The sequence below is a fragment of the Lacinutrix mariniflava genome (assembly GCF_001418015.1).
GTDB lineage: Bacteria > Bacteroidota > Bacteroidia > Flavobacteriales > Flavobacteriaceae > Lacinutrix > Lacinutrix mariniflava.
Window position 1 is genome coordinate 1,045,504 of sequence record NZ_LIQG01000026.1, and the last position, 19,346, is coordinate 1,064,849.

The 19,346-nt window shown below is 31.9% G+C and carries 10 protein-coding genes and 1 tRNA gene; 10 read left to right on the forward strand and 1 reads right to left on the reverse strand.

The window, feature by feature from the left end; all coding sequences use genetic code 11:
• Positions 1 to 85 precede the first annotated feature (85 nt).
• The 8 genes from ASC44_RS11615 (at position 86) to ASC44_RS11650 (ending at position 16,833) form a co-directional block, all read left to right on the forward strand.
• Positions 86 to 5,419 carry a PAS domain S-box protein gene (locus ASC44_RS11615; RefSeq protein ID WP_083476284.1) on the forward strand — a complete coding sequence of 1,778 codons (5,334 nt, stop codon included), beginning with the start codon at positions 86 to 88 and terminating at the stop codon, positions 5,417 to 5,419.
• Positions 5,420 to 5,505: 86 nt separating this feature from the next.
• Positions 5,506 to 5,877, forward strand: a complete 372-nt coding sequence (locus ASC44_RS11620; RefSeq protein WP_055447759.1) for a response regulator — start codon at positions 5,506 to 5,508, stop codon at positions 5,875 to 5,877.
• A gap of 2 nt (positions 5,878 to 5,879) precedes the next feature.
• A complete protein-coding gene (locus ASC44_RS18335; protein WP_055447760.1) occupies positions 5,880 to 11,525 on the forward strand; it encodes a PAS domain S-box protein in 5,646 nt (1,881 codons plus the stop codon).
• Between the two features lie 265 nt (positions 11,526 to 11,790).
• Complete coding sequence (locus tag ASC44_RS11630) at positions 11,791 to 13,254, forward strand: hypothetical protein (RefSeq protein WP_241491429.1); 1,464 nt, start codon at positions 11,791 to 11,793, stop codon at positions 13,252 to 13,254.
• A 422-nt stretch (positions 13,255 to 13,676) separates the two neighbouring features.
• The gene (locus ASC44_RS11635) at positions 13,677 to 14,099 is read left to right on the forward strand and encodes a hypothetical protein (protein ID WP_055447761.1); all 423 of its coding nucleotides are present in this window, start codon (positions 13,677 to 13,679) and stop codon (positions 14,097 to 14,099) included.
• A complete protein-coding gene (locus tag ASC44_RS11640) occupies positions 14,089 to 14,514 on the forward strand; it encodes a DUF7793 family protein (protein ID WP_055447762.1) in 426 nt (141 codons plus the stop codon). The genes ASC44_RS11635 and ASC44_RS11640 overlap by 11 nt, the downstream gene beginning before the upstream one ends.
• Positions 14,501 to 16,345 (forward strand): PAS domain-containing protein, encoded by a 1,845-nt coding sequence (locus ASC44_RS11645; RefSeq protein WP_055447763.1) that lies wholly within the window; start codon positions 14,501 to 14,503, stop codon positions 16,343 to 16,345. The genes ASC44_RS11640 and ASC44_RS11645 overlap by 14 nt, the downstream gene beginning before the upstream one ends.
• Positions 16,346 to 16,374: 29 nt before the next feature.
• A complete protein-coding gene (locus ASC44_RS11650; RefSeq protein ID WP_083476299.1) occupies positions 16,375 to 16,833 on the forward strand; it encodes a response regulator in 459 nt (152 codons plus the stop codon).
• Positions 16,834 to 17,045: 212 nt separating this feature from the next.
• On the opposite strand, the gene ASC44_RS11655 is transcribed toward ASC44_RS11650, so the two are convergent.
• Positions 17,046 to 17,121 (reverse strand) — tRNA-Phe (locus ASC44_RS11655).
• Between the two features lie 273 nt (positions 17,122 to 17,394).
• On the opposite strand from ASC44_RS11655, the gene ASC44_RS11660 reads away from it, so the two are divergent.
• Entirely contained in the window at positions 17,395 to 18,027 is a 633-nt protein-coding gene (locus tag ASC44_RS11660) for a type III pantothenate kinase (RefSeq protein ID WP_338035191.1), read from the forward strand.
• On the forward strand, positions 18,027 to 19,343 hold the full coding sequence (gene bamG / locus ASC44_RS11665) for a BamG family beta-barrel-assembly machinery protein (RefSeq protein WP_055447764.1): 1,317 nt from the start codon (positions 18,027 to 18,029) through the stop codon (positions 19,341 to 19,343). The genes ASC44_RS11660 and bamG overlap by 1 nt, the downstream gene beginning before the upstream one ends.
• Positions 19,344 to 19,346: the final 3 nt, after the last annotated feature.

The following is a 19,346-nucleotide window of genomic DNA, read 5'->3' on the forward strand; positions in this document are numbered from 1 at the left end:
TTTTGATTTTTTATATCCTTTATTTTTTTTAGTTTAAAAGTAAAAGGTGTATTTTTAAGCGTCCCAGCTTAACCAACACCATTGTATGAATGCATATACTATAGTAGTCGTGGAGTTCTTACTCATATCTTCTAGTATTCTTTTATTGTTTAAACTTCGAAATTTATTAGGGCTAGCACCTCTTTATCTCTTTTTGGGAGCAGAACGGTATTTGCAGGCGCTTTCGGGGACAAGGATAAGCTTTACTCTCTTTCAAGAAATTACAATTTATCCAGTATCTGTTGTTATATTTAGCTCTCTTTTATTTGCTGTTTTATTAATCTATATTAAAGAAGGAGCCTCTAGTGCCAGGGCTCTTATTTTAGGTGTTATTATCTCAAACCTTCTTTTGTCTGCATTGTTTGGTATTGCGAATGCGCAAAATTTAGATGCTGTAGAGTCTTCGTTTGCTTTTTTAATAAACGATAAATATTTTATTACTGGTACTATCTTGTTGCTGCTAGATTTTCTATGGTTGGTTGTAATTTATCAATTTTTAATTTCAAAAATTAGTAAGCGATACTTCTTTTTTACACTCTTTATTTCATTACTACTGGTTTTTATTTCTGATACAATTATTTTTAATATAACACTTTACTATGGCTCTGCAGATTTTGGTAATTTGCTAGTTGGTGATTTTATAAGTAAAGTTTTTTCAGCTCTGGTGTTTTCTTCCATTTTATACGTCTACGTTAAATATATAGATAATAAGAAGAGTGATAGCTCTTTTATAGCGAGTCAAGAACGAGATGTTTTTTCAATATTTAGATATGAAAAAAAATACTTAAAGGTAAAGGCAGAGAAAAAGCAATTAAAGGAGGAATTAGCCTCTCAATTAGAAACCTCTTTAAATAGTATTTCGGATGGTTTTATTTCTTTAGATACGAACTGGTGTTACACTTATGTAAATAAAAAAGCAGCAGAAATTTTAGGAAGATCGCCAGAAAGTTTAATAGGGAAGAATATTTGGACGGAGTTTCCAGAAGGTGTAGGCCTTCCTTTTTATCATAAATATTATGAAGCAGTCGAAACTAGAGAAACCATTTATTTTGAAGATTATTACGAGCCTTTAGATATGTGGTTTGAGAACAGGGTGTACGCTTTACCAGAAGGCTTGACTATTTATTTTACAGACATTACCGAAAAGAAAAAAACAGATGATAAGAATCAAATGTTGCTTTCTTTAATAGAAACAAGTGGTGATTTTGTTGGACTGGCAACATTAGAGGGTAAGCCTATTTATTTAAATGCTAATGGTAGAAAGCTAATTGGTTTAAATGTTAACGAAGATTTGCCAGGTTTTATAGCTGATGTTTTTCCTGAGGAATACCAAGAGAAGATTGTTAATGAGCACATGCCTAATATTTTTAAAAAGAATAAATGGAGTGGAGAGGTCGAATTTAGAAACTTAAAAACAAGTGATTTAATACCTATAGAAATGGCTGGTTTCTTGATAAAAGATAAAACAACAAATAAGCCTATTGCCTTGGGTATTGTTGCTTCAAATATTACAAAACGTAAAGAAGCAGAAGAGAGATTAGTAAAAAGTGAGAAATTATTTAAAGGATTAACATCTAAGGCTCCAGTTGGAATATATCAAACGGATACAGAGGGTTCGTGTAATTATGTAAATCAAAGATGGTCTAATTATGCAGGAATATCTTTTGAGGAGGCAATGGGTTATGGTTGGGCTACAGCTGTTCATCCAGATGATGAAGAAAGAATACTTAAAGAGTGGAATAAATACGTTTTATCAGATGATAGTGAGCTTGAGACAGAGTTTAGGTTTCTGCGTAAAAAGGATAACACAATATTGTGGGTGACTGTAAAGACTGTAGAAACGTACGATGCACAAAATAAATTATATGGCTATATCGGTATGGCTATTGATATTACAGATAGAAAAGAGGCTGAAGAAAAACTAATAAAGAGTGAGGAGTTATTTAAAAGATTATCTTCTAATGCTCCTGTTGCTATTTTTCAAACAGATAAAGATGGAGCCTGTAATTACGTTAATAATGAATGGATGCAATACTCTGGATTTACTTTCGAGGAGGCCTCAGGTTTTGGTTGGTCTAATACAATCCATCCAGAAGATAAAGAGAGAGTTCTTAGGGAGTGGGACGCATCTATCGCTTCAGGAATTGAGTTTAAGTTAGATTGTAGGATTCTTCATAAAAATAAAACAATAACATGGGTTTCTGCTAAAACTGTTGGGTTGTATAATTCTAATCAGGAGTTATATGGCTTTGTGGGAATGCTGTTAGATATTACAGAGCGTATAGAGGCTCAAGAGAATTTAATAAAAAGCGAACAATTATTTAGGCGACTGTCATCTAATGCTCCTGTTGGTATCTATGAATCAAATAAAGATGGTACTTGTAATTATGTTAATGAAGAGTGGATAAAGTATTCGGGACTAACTTTTAATGAGTCCTTAGGTTTTGGTTGGTCTAATGCTGTTCATCCAGGAGACAGAAGTAGAGTTATGGAGGAGTGGGAGCATGCGGTTTCTAGTGGAAGTGAATTAGTTTCTGTATTTAGGTTGTTAAAGAAGAACGGTGAAATAAAATGGGTTTCTGCTAAGACAACTAGTCTATATGATTCTGATAGTGAATTATATGGTTATATAGGTACAGTTGTGGATGTTACAGACCGTAAAGAAGCTGAAGAAAAGTTAATAAACAGTGAGCAATTATTTAGACGATTATCTTCTAACGCACCTGTTGCAATTTTTCAGACAGACAAGAATGGTGTTTGTAGTTATGTAAATAAAGAATGGATAAAATACTCAGGGATATCTTTTGAAGAGGCAATGGGTTTTGGTTGGTCTAACGCTATACATCCGGAGGATAGAGATAGAGTTCTTAAGATATGGGAAAAAGCGATTTCTACAAAAACCGACTACATTACAGATTTAAGGTTCCTTGATAAAAAAGGAAAAACAACATGGCTTTCGGCTAAAGCTACTGGCTTGTTAGATGCTAATAATAACTTGTATGGCTACATAGGGACACTTATCGATATTACGGAACGTAGAGAGCATGAGGAGCAAGTTATTCAAAACGAAAAGTATTTAAATAATATTATAAATACTATAGGTGATCCTGTTTTTGTAAAGAATGAGCAAAGCGAATTAATCCTTGTAAATGATGCGCTTTGTTCTATTTTTGGTCTTCCTAGGTCTGCTATTATTGGGAAAACATTAATGGAAAATATTGATCCCGAAGCAAGAGAGCGAGTATTAAATAATGAGAGAGAATTATTTTTAACAGGTATTGAAAATGTTACGGAGGAATCTGTGAGTTTAAATAAAACAACTAACGTCGTTCAAACTCTCTCTGCAAAAAAAACACGATTTATAGATAGTAGTGGTAATAAGTTTTTAATTGGAGTAATAAGAGATCTTACAGAAAGTAAAAAAGTAGAGGAAGAAATAAGGATGGCACATCAACGCCTTACAACACATTTAAATAATTCACCACTAGCTATTGTTGAATGGAATAAGGATTTTTGTGTTACCAAATGGTCTGCGCAAGCTGAAATTATATTCGGTTGGAAAGAATCTGAAGCTATAGGAAAACAATTAGTAGATTTAAATTTAGTTTACGAAGAGGATATTCCTGCTACTGATGTTATTTCTAATGAGTTGAGAAGCGGTAAAGTAAAAAATAACAAGATCATTAATCGTAACAACACCAAAGAAGGAAAAGTTATTTATTGCCAATGGTATAATTCTGTTCTGCAAGCTCCAAATGGAGAAATAGAAACTGTTTTGTCTTTAATACAAGATGTTACGGAACGTGTTGAATCGGAAAAAAATATAAAAGAAAGTGAAGAGAAATTCTCCAAAGTATTTCAGTCAGACATAATAGGTTTTTCGATTGTAAATAAAGATCAAGTAAGAATAGAGGTTAATGATGCGATGGCGAAAATGCTAGAATCTACCCGAGAGCATTTGATAGGTAAAACATTAGATGAAGCTAAAGTAGATGTTTTAGACGAGGCTTATTATAGTCAGAAAGTGAGATTGTCAGAAAAAGTATTCAAGGATGGCTTCCTAAGGAACGAATCGGTGAGTAGGACTTTAATAAGTGGAAAGAAAATGGATCTTTTAGTTTCGGTGGAAGCGCTTGATGTTGCAGGAGAGGCACATGCACTGTTTGCTGTAATTGATAATACAGATAAGAAAAAAGTAGAAGAGGAGTTAAAAGAAAATGAAGAAAAATTCTCTAAAGCTTTTAATTCCAATGTTACTGGAAAAGCCATACTTAATAAAGAAAAAGTAATCGTTGAGGTAAACGAAGCATTGGCAAACATTGTTGGATTTAAAAGAGAGGAGATGTTGGGTAATACTGCAGAGGAAATTGGGTTATTCAATTTTAGCAGTCAAAATAACTTAGAAAATGAAAACAAGCTTTGGAGTGAGTTTAGTGAAAAAGGTTACGTATCAAATATTGAATTAAAATACCTAATGCAATCCGGAATAGAGCTTTTTCTGTTAATCTCTTTGCAGTCACTTCAGTTAAATAATAAAGGTCATGTTTTAATTACTGTAATCGATATAACTGAAAAGAAAAATAATGAGAGTGAACTAAAAAGATATAGAAACAATCTTGAAGAATTAGTAGAATTAAGAACTTTTGAACTAGAAAAAGAAAAGGTGAAAGCGCAGTCTGCAGATTTAATGAAATCCGCCTTTTTAGCAAACATGTCTCACGAATTAAGAACGCCTATGAACTCTATTATTGGGTTTACGGGTATTCTATTAAAAGAGTTTGCAGGGCCATTAAATACAGAGCAGAAGAAGCAGTTAACTATGGTTAAAAATAGTGGGCAAAACTTGCTAGGGCTAATTAATGATGTTTTAGATATTTCTAAAATTGAGGCAGGGAAATTAAATGTGTCTATTTCTCCTTTTAATTATTTAACAACATTAAAAAATACTATTGACTTCTTATTGCCACAAGCCTCTAAAAAAGGACTTGTTATTAGTTCGGAAATAGCTGCAATAGACGTTACTTTAAATAGTGATGAGCGAAGGGTTGAACAAGTATTGCTAAACCTATTCTCGAATGCTATTAAATTTTCTAGTCAAGGAACTATTGTTGTAAAAGTAGATGTTATCGATAATGTGCTGGTAACGCAAATAATAGATCAAGGTATAGGGATTGGTAAAAAAGACCTTAATAGATTGTTCCAGCCTTTTATTCAAGTAGACGATGGTTTAAATAGAAGTCATGAAGGTACAGGTTTGGGATTAGCAATTTGTAAAAGTTTGATAGAAAAATTAGAAGGGACAATTAGTGTAACAAGTAAATTAAAAAAAGGAAGTAATTTTACCTTTAAATTGCCATTAGAGCCTATTGAGAAGAAATAGTTTAGAAAAAGCATAATGTTAAAATGTTTATAGTATTTTAGTGTAGTTAGAGGTTGATTTTCTGTTTGCTAAACACATATAAATTTATGAAGCCAACAATTTTAATAATCGAAGATAACGAGCAGAATATGTATATGCTATCTTACCTGCTTACTAAGAGCAATTATAATGTAATTGAAGCATTTAATGGGTTAGATGGGTTTAGGTTGGCGCATGAAAATAATCCTGAAATTATTTTAATAGATATACATCTTCCAGATATGAACGGTTATGAAATATGCAATAAATTAAGGCACAATGGTCTTCCTAAAGGTACTACAATAATAGCGGTAACATCTTATGCAATGAGTGGGGATAGAGAGAAGGCGATAGAGGCTGGTGCAAACGGTTATCTAGAAAAACCAATAAATCCAGAAACGTTTGTAAGCGAAATGGAAAATATCATTAAGAAGAAATAAAAATGACAAAAAAAACTATTTTAATAGTAGACGATACTTACGAGAACTTATACTTACTTCGAGTAATACTTGAAGAAGCGGGTTTTAATATTGTTGAGGCTGGAGACGGAAAAGAAGGGTTAAATAGGTTGTACGAGAACAGTAATGTAGATCTTATTATTTCAGATATTTTAATGCCTGTAATGGATGGGTATTTGTTTTGTCAAGCATGTAAAAAAGAAAATTTATTTAAAAAAATACCATTTGTTTTTTATACCTCAAATTACACAGAAAAGTTAGACGAAGATTTTGCGTTAAAATTAGGGGCAGCTCAGTTTTTAAGAAAACCAATCGAGCATGACGAGTTGCTTTCTACTGTAAACGATATTTTAAAAACGGTAAGAACGAAGCCAAAATATAATAAAAAAGTAAGAATCTCTGAAGATGAAGTTTTGAAGCTTTATAGCGAAAGACTTGTTAATAAGTTAGAACAGAAAAGTTTAGATTTAGGAAGAGAGATTGTAGAGCGTAAAAGAGCAGAGCAATTATTAATTAATAAAAACGAGATATTAGATTTAATTGCTCTAAATACACCTTTAAATAAGGTTTTTGAGCAATTATTATTAAACTATGAGTCTGTGCACCCAAGTTATTTTGGTGCTATTAGTTTGGTGGATGAAGAATGTAAGTTTCTCCTTTTGGCATCTGCACCATCATTGCCCAAATCATACAATTTGTCCGTAGCAGAATTAGTTATCGAAAATAATTCAGGTTCATGTCCTACTGCAGCTTTTACTAAAAAACCTGTAATAGTTAAAGACATAAGTATAGATAAGTTGTGGGTTAAACATAGAGATATAGCTCTAAGTCATGATTTAAAGTCGTGCTGGTCTATACCAATTTTATCGAAGAGTAATGCTATTCTAGGAACTTTTGCAATTTACAGTAAGTCTATAAGTACGCCTACTTTAGATGAAGTTCAAGAACTTAATTTTGCTGTAAGTTTGGCGAATATTGCAATAGAAAGGTATAGAATACTTGCTGAAATTAAAAAGAAAGATGAATCCTATAAGTCCTTAATAGATCAAGCAAGTGATTCTATAGTGTCCTATTCTTTAGATGGAACTATATACGATTTTAATAAAGCAGCCTATCAAAATCTAGGGTATACCGAAAAAGAATTTTTAAAATTAAAAATTCAAGATTTTAATATTGGTGATATTGTTCAAGACCCAAATAATCTTAAAAAAATACGTAATGGAGAAGCTGTAATTTCTTCCAGGCTATTTAAGTGTAAAGATAAATCTATTATAGATGTAGAGATATCTTCAAAATTACGAAAGGATGGGAGGATAGTTGCTATTGCTAGAGATATTACAGAGCGAAAAAAAGCAGAAGAAAAACTTAAAGAAAATGAATACTATTTAAGGCAATCTCAAATAGTTGGTAACATAGGGTCTTATAACATAGATTTATTAGCAATGACTTGGGAAGGGTCTTTGGTTCTACATACTATTTTGGGAGTAAACCAGTCGTACGAGAAAACAGTTAAAAACTGGAATGATCGTGTTCATATAGACGAAAGAGAAGCAATACAAAATCATTTTGAATATTGTATTGAAAGTAATACGAGGTTTAATAAAGAATATAGACTTATAAAACTCGATACTAAAGAAGAGATATGGGTGCACGGTATTGGAGAATTGATTTTTAATAGTCAAGGTACTCCTGTAAGAATGATTGGTACTATGCAAGATATTACTAATCGTAAGCATTCAGAAATTAAACTTTTAGAAAGCGAATATAATTTAAGGCAGTCTCAAGTAGTTGGTAATATCGGGTCTTATGTTATAGACATAAGTACCATGACTTGGGAAGGCTCTGTTGTGTTATTTAATATTTTTGGTATTGATCAAAATGATCAATCTTATTTAAAGACGATGGACAGTTGGGAAGAGCGCATGCATCCGGATGACAGAGAAGGAGTATTAGGTTATTTTGAATATTGTGTAGTAAACAATAAAAAATTCAACAAGGAATATAGAGTTTTAAAGCTAAAGTCTAATGAGGAGATTTGGGTACATGGTATAGGAGAGTTGCTTTTTGATGCCAAAGGGAATTCTATAAAAATGATTGGAACAATACAAGATATTACAGATAGAAAACGATCAGAAATAAAACTTTTAGAAAGTGAGTATAGTTTAAGACAATCTCAAGTGGTTGCAGGTATTGGGTCTTATGTCGTAGATTTAAAAACTGGTAATTGGGAGAGCTCCACTGTGTTAGATAAAATTTATGGCATAAATGAAACTTACGTAAAAACAAGCAAAAGTTGGAGTGACCTTATTTGTCCCAGTCAAAAAGAAAAGACTGAAAACCATTATGAGTATTGTGTTTTAAATAGAAAAAAAATTAACATAGAATACAAAATATTAAAAGCAGATACTAAAGCAGAGGTTTGGGTACATGCTAATGGAGAGTTGCTTTTCGATGATCATGCAAATCCTGTTAAAATAATTGGAACCACACAGGATATTACAGAGCGTAAAAATGCAGAAGTAAAACTTCAAGAAAGTGAATATAATTTGAGGCAATCTCAAGCCGTTGCTAGTATAGGGTCTTATACAGTCGACTTGAATACGATGACTTGGGAGGGTTCTATGGTGCTGTATGGTATTTTTGGTATAGATGAATCGTATGAGAAATCTGTCGAAAGTTGGGGAGATCTTATTCATCCAGATGAAAGAGAGGAGATGCTAGGTTACTTGGCAAATGGAGTAAAGAGTAAGTTTAGATTCAATAAGGCATATAGAGTTTTAAAGTTTAATACCAAAGAAGAAATTTGGGTTCATGGTGTAGGAGAGTTGATTTATGATGCCGAAGGAAATGCAGTAAAACTAATTGGTACCATGCAGGATGTTACCAAGAGAAAGCAATCCGAAATCAAGCTACAACAAAGTGAGAAATCGCTGTTAATTGCTCAAGAAATCGCAAAAATAGGGAGTTTTAATTTGAGTGTAAAAGAGTTGTTAGGGGAAACCTCGGTTACTTTTAATCAAATTATTGGTGTAGATAGTGATACCGATGTAGATTTTGATCTTTGGAAAACAATAGTGCATCCTGATGATAGAGCTCTCATTAAAAAAAATGTATTCGCAAGTCTTGAGCTTAATCAAAAATTTGATTTAGAATATAGAATTATCTCCAAAATAGATAAGCAGTTAAAATGGATTCATGGTTTGGGTGAAGTGGTTTATGTAGATGGAATTGCTGTAAGTTTCTTCGGTACTATTCAGGATATTACCGAACGTAAAAGTATAGCGTTAGATTTAAAAGTTGCTAACGAATTTTCTTCAGGCCTTTTGCAGTCAATGAGCGAAGGATTAATTGCTATAAATTTAGAATCAGAAATAATTAGTGTCAATCCGTCGTTTTGTAAAATGACAGGTTTTACAGAGGAAGAATTAATAGGAGTTAAGCGTCCATATCCATTTTTGCCACCCGAATTAAAAGAAGCAAACAGTAGGCGATATAAACTGTTAATAGAAGGGAAGAATGAAAAGAGTTACGAAAACACTTATATGCGTAAAAACGGGATTCGTTTCCCGGTACATGTTTTAATTTCAAGTACTTATGATGAGAATGGTGTAAAAACGGCAAACTTTGCTACAGTGCAAGATATTACAGAGCGTAAAAAAGCAGAAATAGACTTAAATCTAGCAAAAGAATTTAATGATAAGCTTGTTATGTCTATGCAAGAAGGCTTGATTATTCTCGATACGTCTGGTAGAATTGTAAAAGTAAACGATTCGTTATGTGCGATTTTAGGGTATTCAGAAGAAGAACTTATCGGTCTTAATATACCGTATCCATTTGCAAAAGAGGAAGATTACGAGGCAATGTCAAAAATCGATGCAAAAATAGCCAAAGGAGAGGCGCCGTCATTCCAGTTTGAGTTTATTAGAAAAAATGGAGAAACATTTCTTGCTTCGTTTTTAACAGGAAGTATTAAGGATGATAAAGGAGAGATTATAGCTTTATTTGGTACAATGAAAGATGTTTCTGAAGAAGAGCGGGCTAAAACTGTTTTGCAGAATAATGCGAAAAAATCATTAGAGAGAAAAAATGTTATTATCGAATTGGCAGGTTTAGTTGGGACAGATTATAAAGAAGCCTTAAACGAAATTACGGCACTTTCGGCAAAAACTTTAAATGTTGAAAGAGGAAGTATTTTAAAGTTTAACAAAGATAATACAGAAATGTTTTGTGAAAAACTATACACGAAAAACAGTGATGATTATCAAAGTGGGCAGGTGTATTCTAAAATAAATAATGACCAGTTTTTTGATGCTTTAAGTAATAATAAAATAGTAGCAGCCTCAGATGCTGTCAATCATGAGCTTTCTAAAGGTTTTGTAGAAGATTATCTTAAGCCATTAAATATAAAATCTAAATTAAGTATTCCAATTCAAGGTATAGATGAGGTGTATGGAATTTTATGTTTTGAAGAAGTTGGTGCTATACATGTTTGGACTACAGATGAAGAGGAGTTTGCAACTTCGATTGCTAATTTGGTGTCCTTAATGATTCAGAGTTCAGAAAGAAAATTAGCAGAAAAAGCGTCTATTGTTGCAAACAATCAACTTACGCTAGCTAATAGTGAGTTAAATACCTTACGAAAACAATTAGAGCAAGAAAATGTATATCTAAGAAACGAGTTAGATTTAGTTTTTAATTATGAAGAGATGGTGTATGGTAGTGTGGAATTTAGTAATGTGCTAACAGAAGTAGAAAAAGTGGCGCCAACAACGGCAACTGTTTTATTATTAGGTGAATCTGGAACAGGAAAAGAATTGTTAGCAAGAGCAGTGCATAATACTAGTTTGCGTAATAAGAAACCACTAATAAAGGTTAATTGCTCTGCAATACCTCGAGAATTAATTGAGAGTGAATTGTTTGGTCATAAAAAAGGATCTTTTACTGGTGCTGTTAATGATAAAATTGGAAAATTTGAATTGGCAGATGGCGGTACTTTGTTTTTAGACGAAATAGGTGAGTTGCCTTTAGATATGCAGCCTAAAATATTAAGGTTTTTACAAGAAGGTGAAATAGAAGTGGTAGGTGGTACGCAGTTAAAAAAGTTAGATGTTAGAGTAATTGCAGCAACAAACAGGAACTTAAAGGAGGAGATTGAGAAAAAACAATTTCGCGAAGATTTGTATTTTAGACTTAACGTGTTTCCAATAGTTGTACCTCCGCTAAGAGAAAGAAAAGACGATATCCCATTGTTGGTCGAGCATTTTGTAAACAAATTTAATAAAGCTTATGGGAAAACGCTTAAGTATATTAGTGACGATACAATGAATAAATTAAAAGGTTATAATTGGCCTGGAAATATTAGAGAGTTGGAGAACTTAGTAGAGCGTGCTTCTATTTTGTCTAATAAGGACATGTTGGTCATTCCTGGGTTTGAATCTTCTGCGCAAAAAGCAACGCCTATTAATAAAAAAGACTTATCGCTAGACGCTGTTCAGCGAAATCATATAATTCAAGTTTTAGAGCAATGTAATTGGAAGGTTAGTGGAAGTAAAGGAGCAGCTGTAGTGTTAGATTTAAAACCTAGCACATTAAGAGATAGAATGACTAAACTCGGTATTTCAAAAACGTAATAAATTAACGGAATACCGTTAATTTGTGTATTTCGTCTTTAAAATACGCGGTATATCGATGTTTTGAAATCGTGTGATAATTTAAAATTAAATCATAACAAGCTAATTATTAGTTTGTTATGATTTTTTTTGCTTTAAAAAGAAGTTTGGCATTTGTATTGAAATATCTTTTTTAGAAAATTAATGCTAAACATGAAATATCAAGCTGTAATGTTGAAGTCATTAATAATAGTCCAAAATCGCAAACAATCTTAACCTAACAATTATGAAAAACTTAAAATCACATTTAAAAACGCTGTTATTAGCAGTTGTTATTAGTTTTAATTTCTGTGCCTTTTCTCAAGTAGGGATTGGTACGGCAACTCCAGAGCCTTCTTCAATTCTAGATATTAGTTCAACCGATAAAGGAATGTTGGCACCTAGAATGACTACCGTTCAAAGAATTGCAATATTAAGTCCAGCAGATGGTTTGTTGGTATATGATATAACAGAAAAGGGCTTTTATTTTTATGATTCAAGTAGTTGGGTGAGAATGCCTGTAGAAAAACGAGACAATCATAAATTAATAAAATCCGAAGCCGATTTAAGCGATGAGCTTACTGCAGGAGGTGGGAGTAAGTATTTGTTAGACACAAATACATTATATGAAATTAATGGTACAATCCTTTTAGCACAACCTATTGATTTAAATAATGCTTATATAATAGGACTAGACACTAATGAAGATGTTTTAGTAAAATCTGGAGGAACAATGTTTGTTGGGGCTTCGGGAGGTAGTATAAAGGGAGTGACGCTTACTGCTCCTGGAGGAACTATTTTTAATATGGCAGGAAATGCTGCGCAAAACTTAGTATTTAGAGACTCTGTTGTCGCAAATTCTCTTTCGGTTGGTATGATTGATGGGTTTGGATTGGTTTTTTTAAGTGTTGTTCAGTTTTCAGGAAATACAACAGGAATAACGTATAACAATGTTACAGATTTACTACTGAGTAATATGGGATGGTTTTCTAATAATTTAGGAACCTATGAAACTTTTACAGGTGCTTTTAGTATTCTTGAAAAGCAAGGAGGGTTTTCTGAAGTAAACGGGTCTGCTATTGGTGTAGATGTTAGTAGTAATCCTGTAGTTAGTAAAGGCGTATTAACTGGAGCCAGTTTTAGTGGGAGTAGTACTCAGTATATTAAAAAATATACTAGTGGTTCGTTTGCTGGATATAATTTTAGTAATGCTTGGACGGTAGATTGTCCTGGAATACCAGTAGAGTCAGACGAGGTTGCAACGGGCCATATTTATTATGACGGAACCATTACAACGGGTTTTGTACAATCTGCTTTGTCAGGAAGTCCATTTAATCTTTCTGGAAATTTAGGATCAAATTCTACTACTGCTGTAAATTTACTTAGGGTATCATCACCACAAGATAATAGAATAACATATTTAGGTAAGAAAACGAGAACGTTTCAAGTAAGTGCTTCATTATCTGTTAGAGGGAATGTTAATTTAGGTGACTATTATGCGTTTTTTATACGAAAAAATGGAACGACTACATTAACTGAAACAAATACATTAATGAGGGTTAATCTCTTAGCGGATATCACTAGTAATTCAATTTCTGGAACCGTGGAGTTAGAGCCAAATGACTATGTTGAAATTTGGGGACAAAAACTAGTAGGAGTTTTACCTCTTTCTTCAATAACTGTTTTCTCTTTAAATCTTAATATAAAATAACTTATTAATAATTAGCTAGTTGTGGTTTTTGTTTAGTGATATTTAGGAGTTGTTTTTAGTTAATAGTATTAGCCAATGCATCGTCTTGTTTTGTTTAGGTGTTGCAATGCATTCTAATTAATTCAATTGTCTTAAATCATTTTAATCTCTATAAGTGGTTGGCTTCATTAATAGATATCAATTTTAATTAAAGTTAAAATGTGGTATTAAACTAAGGTTTTTAAGAGTTCTGTAAAATAAACGGAATACCGTTAATCTAAATGCTTGACATAATTTTTTTTCGCGGTATATCGCACTGTATGCTTTTGCTGTAATTTAATGTAATTATTGTGAAGCCTCTTAAATACAGGGTTTAAAATATATTTCCCTTTAAAAACACATTTTGGCATCTCTATTGGTATTAATTTTTAAAAGTGATGATAATGAAAAACGAAATACGAATAGACAATATTAAATTTTGGGTAGACCAAAATATTATTTATTGTAAGTTTTATAATGATTTTGATAAAAATTATTTTCACGATGGTTTTGAAGATATTTTTTACGAAGCTATTTCAATACTATCTAACGGAACTTATTTGCCTATGATATTTGATTTAACAGAGGTTAAAAGTTTGGTTTTGGTGAAACTATTCAAGCTGTTGTCATGCAGTTCTAAACTTGAAAGTGTTGTCTTGTCAAAAGTATTTTTAGTAGAAAATCAAAAACAAAAAATTATTCTTTCTTTTTATGTGATGTTTAGTGATGCTAATGTGCCTAATTTAATTTTTATGGAATCGGACTTAGCAATAGAATATAGTAGTAATAATTATGCGCTTTTTAATTCTGTAAGTTATGACAGCTAACATGGAAGATGCGATAAATATAGGGTATTCAAAATTCTGGACAGATAATGGTATTCTTTTCTGTCAGTTTAGAAATGAAAATGCGAATTTTAAATTTGAGTCCAGCACTGTAGATTTATTTATAAAAGTAATAGATAAGTTATGTAATGGTAAGCCTATGCCTTTTTTAATTGATTCGAGAGATTCTAAAGGGACTTTTACTCGTGAGTCATCAAATTTATTGGCCACATCACCAATATTGTCTAAGCTAAGAATTTCTGAAGCGTTTGTTCTCAATTCTATCGGGATAAAGCTAGTGGTAGCATCTTATAAAAGAATTTACGAGCCGCTTACTCCTTTTTGTGTGTTTGGTGATTTAGAATCGGCAAAAGAGTATTGTATGGAAACTAAAAACAAATTTTATGGAAGCAATTAAGTATAATTCATTAGTTAGCTTTAACGAGACTATGCGCGATCACGTTCTTGATAGTGCTATCGTTTCGATAACAGATTATTTGGGTAGAATAGAATATGCAAATGATAATTTTTGTAAAATTTTAGAATGCGATGCTAGTAGGTTGGTTGGTGAAACTCACGAATTACTAAAATCTCCTCTTTATACTGGTAAAGTGTATAAAAATTTATGGAGAACAATTAGAATGGGAAATAAGTGGAATGGTATTTTATCTGACTTTTCTAGTACTGGTATAGAATTTTGGTTGGATACTACAATTATTCCAATAAGAAACGAAGGAGAGAATACGCTTAAATATCTATCTATTTATAAAGATGTTACTAAGTATTATAAAAACAACAATCAGCTTTTAAAAACAGCATTAGTTAATGAAAAATTTTTAGAGAGAATGCCTTTGCAGGTGTTTACTATTTCTAAGCATGGTAAAATTTTAAATGCGAATAAGAGTTTTTGTAATAAAGGAATAGGTGAATTAATTGGTACTTATATATACGATTATTTTATTCCTACAACCTTCGAATCTTTTAAAGAGAATATAGATAAGGTTTATGTAGATAAATTAACGCATCAATTTGAGTTGCATGATTTTGATGCCGTGGGAAGAAAAATGTACTATTCGGTAGTAGTTTCTCCTAACCCTAGAAAGATGGGAGAACCTGTCTCGGCTACAATAGCGCTTTACGAGATAACCAAATTTAAAGGTGTTAGTGATGTTCTTAGAGATAGTGAGGCTAAATTTAGGTCAATTTATAGATCTATTAATGTTGGAATTATTGTTGTAGCAGATGAAAAAGGGAATATTACGGCATGGAATAAAGGAGCTGAGGAAGCTTTTGGTTATACCGAAAAAGAAACAATAGGTAGGTCTCTAACCGTTTTAATGTCTAAAAAATATAAAAAAGGAAATATTAGCGAGTTGTTGAGGGCTGTTAGTAAAATTAAAAAGGAAGAGAATGTAGATATTATAGAAATGTGTTGTTTGCGCAAAAACGGAGAAGTGTTTCCTGTGGAATTCGCATTAAGTAGTGGTAGCGTAGATAATCATAATTACTATTGTGCCATGATGTTTGATATAACAGAACGTAAAGCCTTGCAGAATAGGCTTGAACAAAAAACAAAAGATCTTGAGTTGTTTTTGTATCGCTCAGCTCATGATCTTAAAGCTCCTTTTTCTTCTGCGGAAGGGCTTGTTAATCTGCTTAAAGAAGAGATAAACAGTGATAAAGTAGCGTCTTTAACAGGTATGTTGGATACTGTTATAAAAAACGGAAAAGAACTGTCGGAAAATCTTTCTCAAGCGTCAAATATTTCAATTAATAAAAGTGAGTTTAAAAAAATTGATTTTTCGAGTGCTATAGATAATATATTGATTTCGCTGCGTGATGAAAATAAACTGGATAATATAAAATTGAATGTTAATGTAGTAGACACTTTTGGTTTTCGTTCAAATCAAGAAATGATAAACTATATTCTTCAAAATTTAATTATTAATGCTATAAAATACTCTGTAAAGCCAGATGTAAATTGTAGGCCGTATGTAAATATAGCGGTAAAAACTTCTCAAGAAAAGGTGGTGTTGACTATAGAAGATAATGGCGTTGGAATTTGTAAAAAGAAGATTAATAAAATATTTGACTTGTACTACAGAGCTAATAAGTACGATGTGCCAGGTCATGGCTTAGGGCTTTATATCGTTAGAAATATAGTAGATAATTTACATGGAGAGATAACAGTTGAAAGTTATATTAATAGTGGTTCTATTTTTAAAATTGTTTTACCGAATAATGTCTAATTAAAATTTGAAAGATGAATGTAAACATAATGATAATTGACGACAGTAAGATAGACTTGTTTGTAAGTCAGAAGATTATAGAAAAGGTGAACTCGAACTGTAAAATTAAACCTTTTTCCAGTGCAAATGCTGCTCTCGATTTTTTAAAAAAATTAGAAGATGAAAGTCGTCAAGCAATGTTTATTCCCGATGTTATTTTTTTAGACATAAACATGCCTGAAATGAATGGGTTCGAATTCTTGAAAGAGTTTAGTAAACTCAAGAATGTAGGTAAGAAGAATATTAAAATATATATGCTATCATCATCTACTAACTCTCAGGATATTAAAAAAGCAAAGAGTAGTAGCAATTGTGTAGGCTTTGTTAATAAGCCACTTACAACGGCTAGTCTAGATGAAATTATAGTTAGATATAGGCCGTATTTAGAAGAGTTTGATTATCAAGCAGAGGATGTTAATTTAAAAAGAAAAGTAAAGCTAGTGGGATAGATTATAAGATTTTACATATAGATAATTAACGACGATATCCTTGATATAGACAATAGTTCACTTAATTTGGTTGGAAAATAGCGATCCCTAAATCTAAAACAATTGTAAATTTATTGAGGATATCTTAGTTAAAAGTAAAAAACAATAGTCTAAATATCTGTAGGTATTTATTTAAAACCAAAAAACCCGATTCAAATGAATCGGGTTTTTTCTGGTGGTGCCTCCAGGAATCGAACCAGGGACACAAGGATTTTCAGTCCTTTGCTCTACCAACTGAGCTAAGGCACCAGTAGCAATAAATTGCGAGTGCAAATATAGTTTCAATTTTCGTATCTGCAAAGGAATTATTGTAAAATTTTAATATTTTTTTTGAAATACTAAAATAAGTAATTCAGATGTCATAATATCAATTGATTACAGAGGAAAATATAATTTCATTTTTGTAGATTTGTTTTCAAATTATTATATGAATTTAATTATTGACGTTGGTAATACCTATACCAAGCTCGCTATTTTTAAAAATAACAGGTTAATTGATAGAGCGAGTATAGAGACTAGAAATTGTATAGTCGAAATAATAAAGCTTCAAAAAAAAATAAAAGTGTTAAGTCCGCTATCGTTTCATCCGTTGGGAAATTAGATAAAGAAACCTTAGAGTTTCTTAATATTGAGTTTAAACTTCATCTATTATCTCACAAATCTAAGTTGCCATTTAGTAATTTATACAGCACTCCTAACACTCTTGGTATAGATCGTATTGCTTTGGTTTGTGCTTCCGTAGAACAATATCCGCATAATAATGTGTTAATAATAGATGCCGGAACGTGTATTACTTTCGATTTTATCAACGCTAAAAACGAGTATTTGGGTGGTGCAATTTCACCAGGAATTCGAATGCGTTATAAAGCAATGCATAATCAAACGGCTAATTTACCGTTATTAAATACAGAGGTTCCTAAATCTTTTATTGGAGATGCAACAGCAACTTCAATGCACTCTGGCGTAGTAAATGGTGTTTTTAACGAAATTGATGGATGTATATGTCAGTATAAAGAAGAATATCAAGATTTAACAGTAATTTTAACAGGAGGAGATGCCAAAATGTTGTCTAAACAATTAAAAAGTAGCATATTTGCGAATTCAAATTTCCTTTTAGAAGGATTGAATTTTATTTTACAATATAATCAACACTAATGATAAAAAAACTTGTATTAGTTTTTATTGCATTGTTTGCAATTCAAAGTTACGCTCAGGAAACAACAGCTTCACCATATTCTTTCTATGGTATTGGAACTTTAAAATTTAAAGGTTCAGTGGAGAATGTTAGTATGGGTGGATTGAGCGTCTATAAAGATAGTATTCATGTAAACTTTAGAAATCCTGCAACTTATGGAGGAAATAATATTGAGACTTTTAATAATGAAAGTCGTCCTGTAAAGTTTACTGTTGGAGGAAGTCACACGTCTACTACGTTGAAAACAAATGATAGTGAAGATAAAGTTAGGTCTTCTACTTTCGATTATTTAGCATTGTCAATACCAGTTGGGAAACTTGGTTTTGGTTTTGGTTTATTACCGTATACGGCAGTGGGCTATAGACTAGAGACAACTAATGGTGTGGGAGATGTAGATACTCGTTTTAGAGGAGAAGGTGGTTTAAATAAAGCTTTTTTATCTTTTGGTTATCAATTAACAGATGCTTTAAGTGTTGGTGTTGATGCTAATTATAACTTCGGAAACATTCAAAATAATACTATTCAGTTTAGTTATAATGACGAAGGTGAATTATTACAAACACAGTCTCGCGAAATTAACAGGTCAGATTTAAGCGGACTTAATGTTAACTTCGGGTTGCATTATCAAAAAATGATTACAGATAAGTTAGAATTACAATCTGCTTTTACATTCTCACCATCAAGTGATATTAGTTCTACTAACGAACGCTCTTTTTCTAATATAACAATAAACGGTATTACTGGAGAAGAATTTGCAATAAAAACTATCGAGGCAGATTTAGCTGCTAGCGGTTTAGATGAGACAAGTTTAAAATTACCTTCTAGATTATCTATTGGAGCAGGAATAGGAGCACCTAGAAAGTGGTTTACAGGAATTGAATATACAACACAAAATACTAGTGAATTTTCTAATGCACTATATGCAAATACAGAAACTACTTTTGTAGATGCTTCTACTTTATCTTTAGGTGGATTTTATATTCCAAAGTATAATTCGTTTTCAAGCTACTGGCAACGTGTTGTTTATAGAGCAGGTTTGCGCTTTGAAAACACAGGTTTGCAGGTGCAAAGCGAAACGATTAAAGAGTTTGGCATATCTTTTGGAGTAGGTCTACCAGTTGGAACAACAAAAAACCCATTCTCGAATGCCAATTTAGGTATTGAAATAGGAAAACGCGGTACAACAGACGCAGACTTAATTCAAGAGAATTTTCTAAAGTTTAATTTAAGTTTGTCGTTAAACGATAGATGGTTCCAAAAAAGAAAATTTAACTAATAA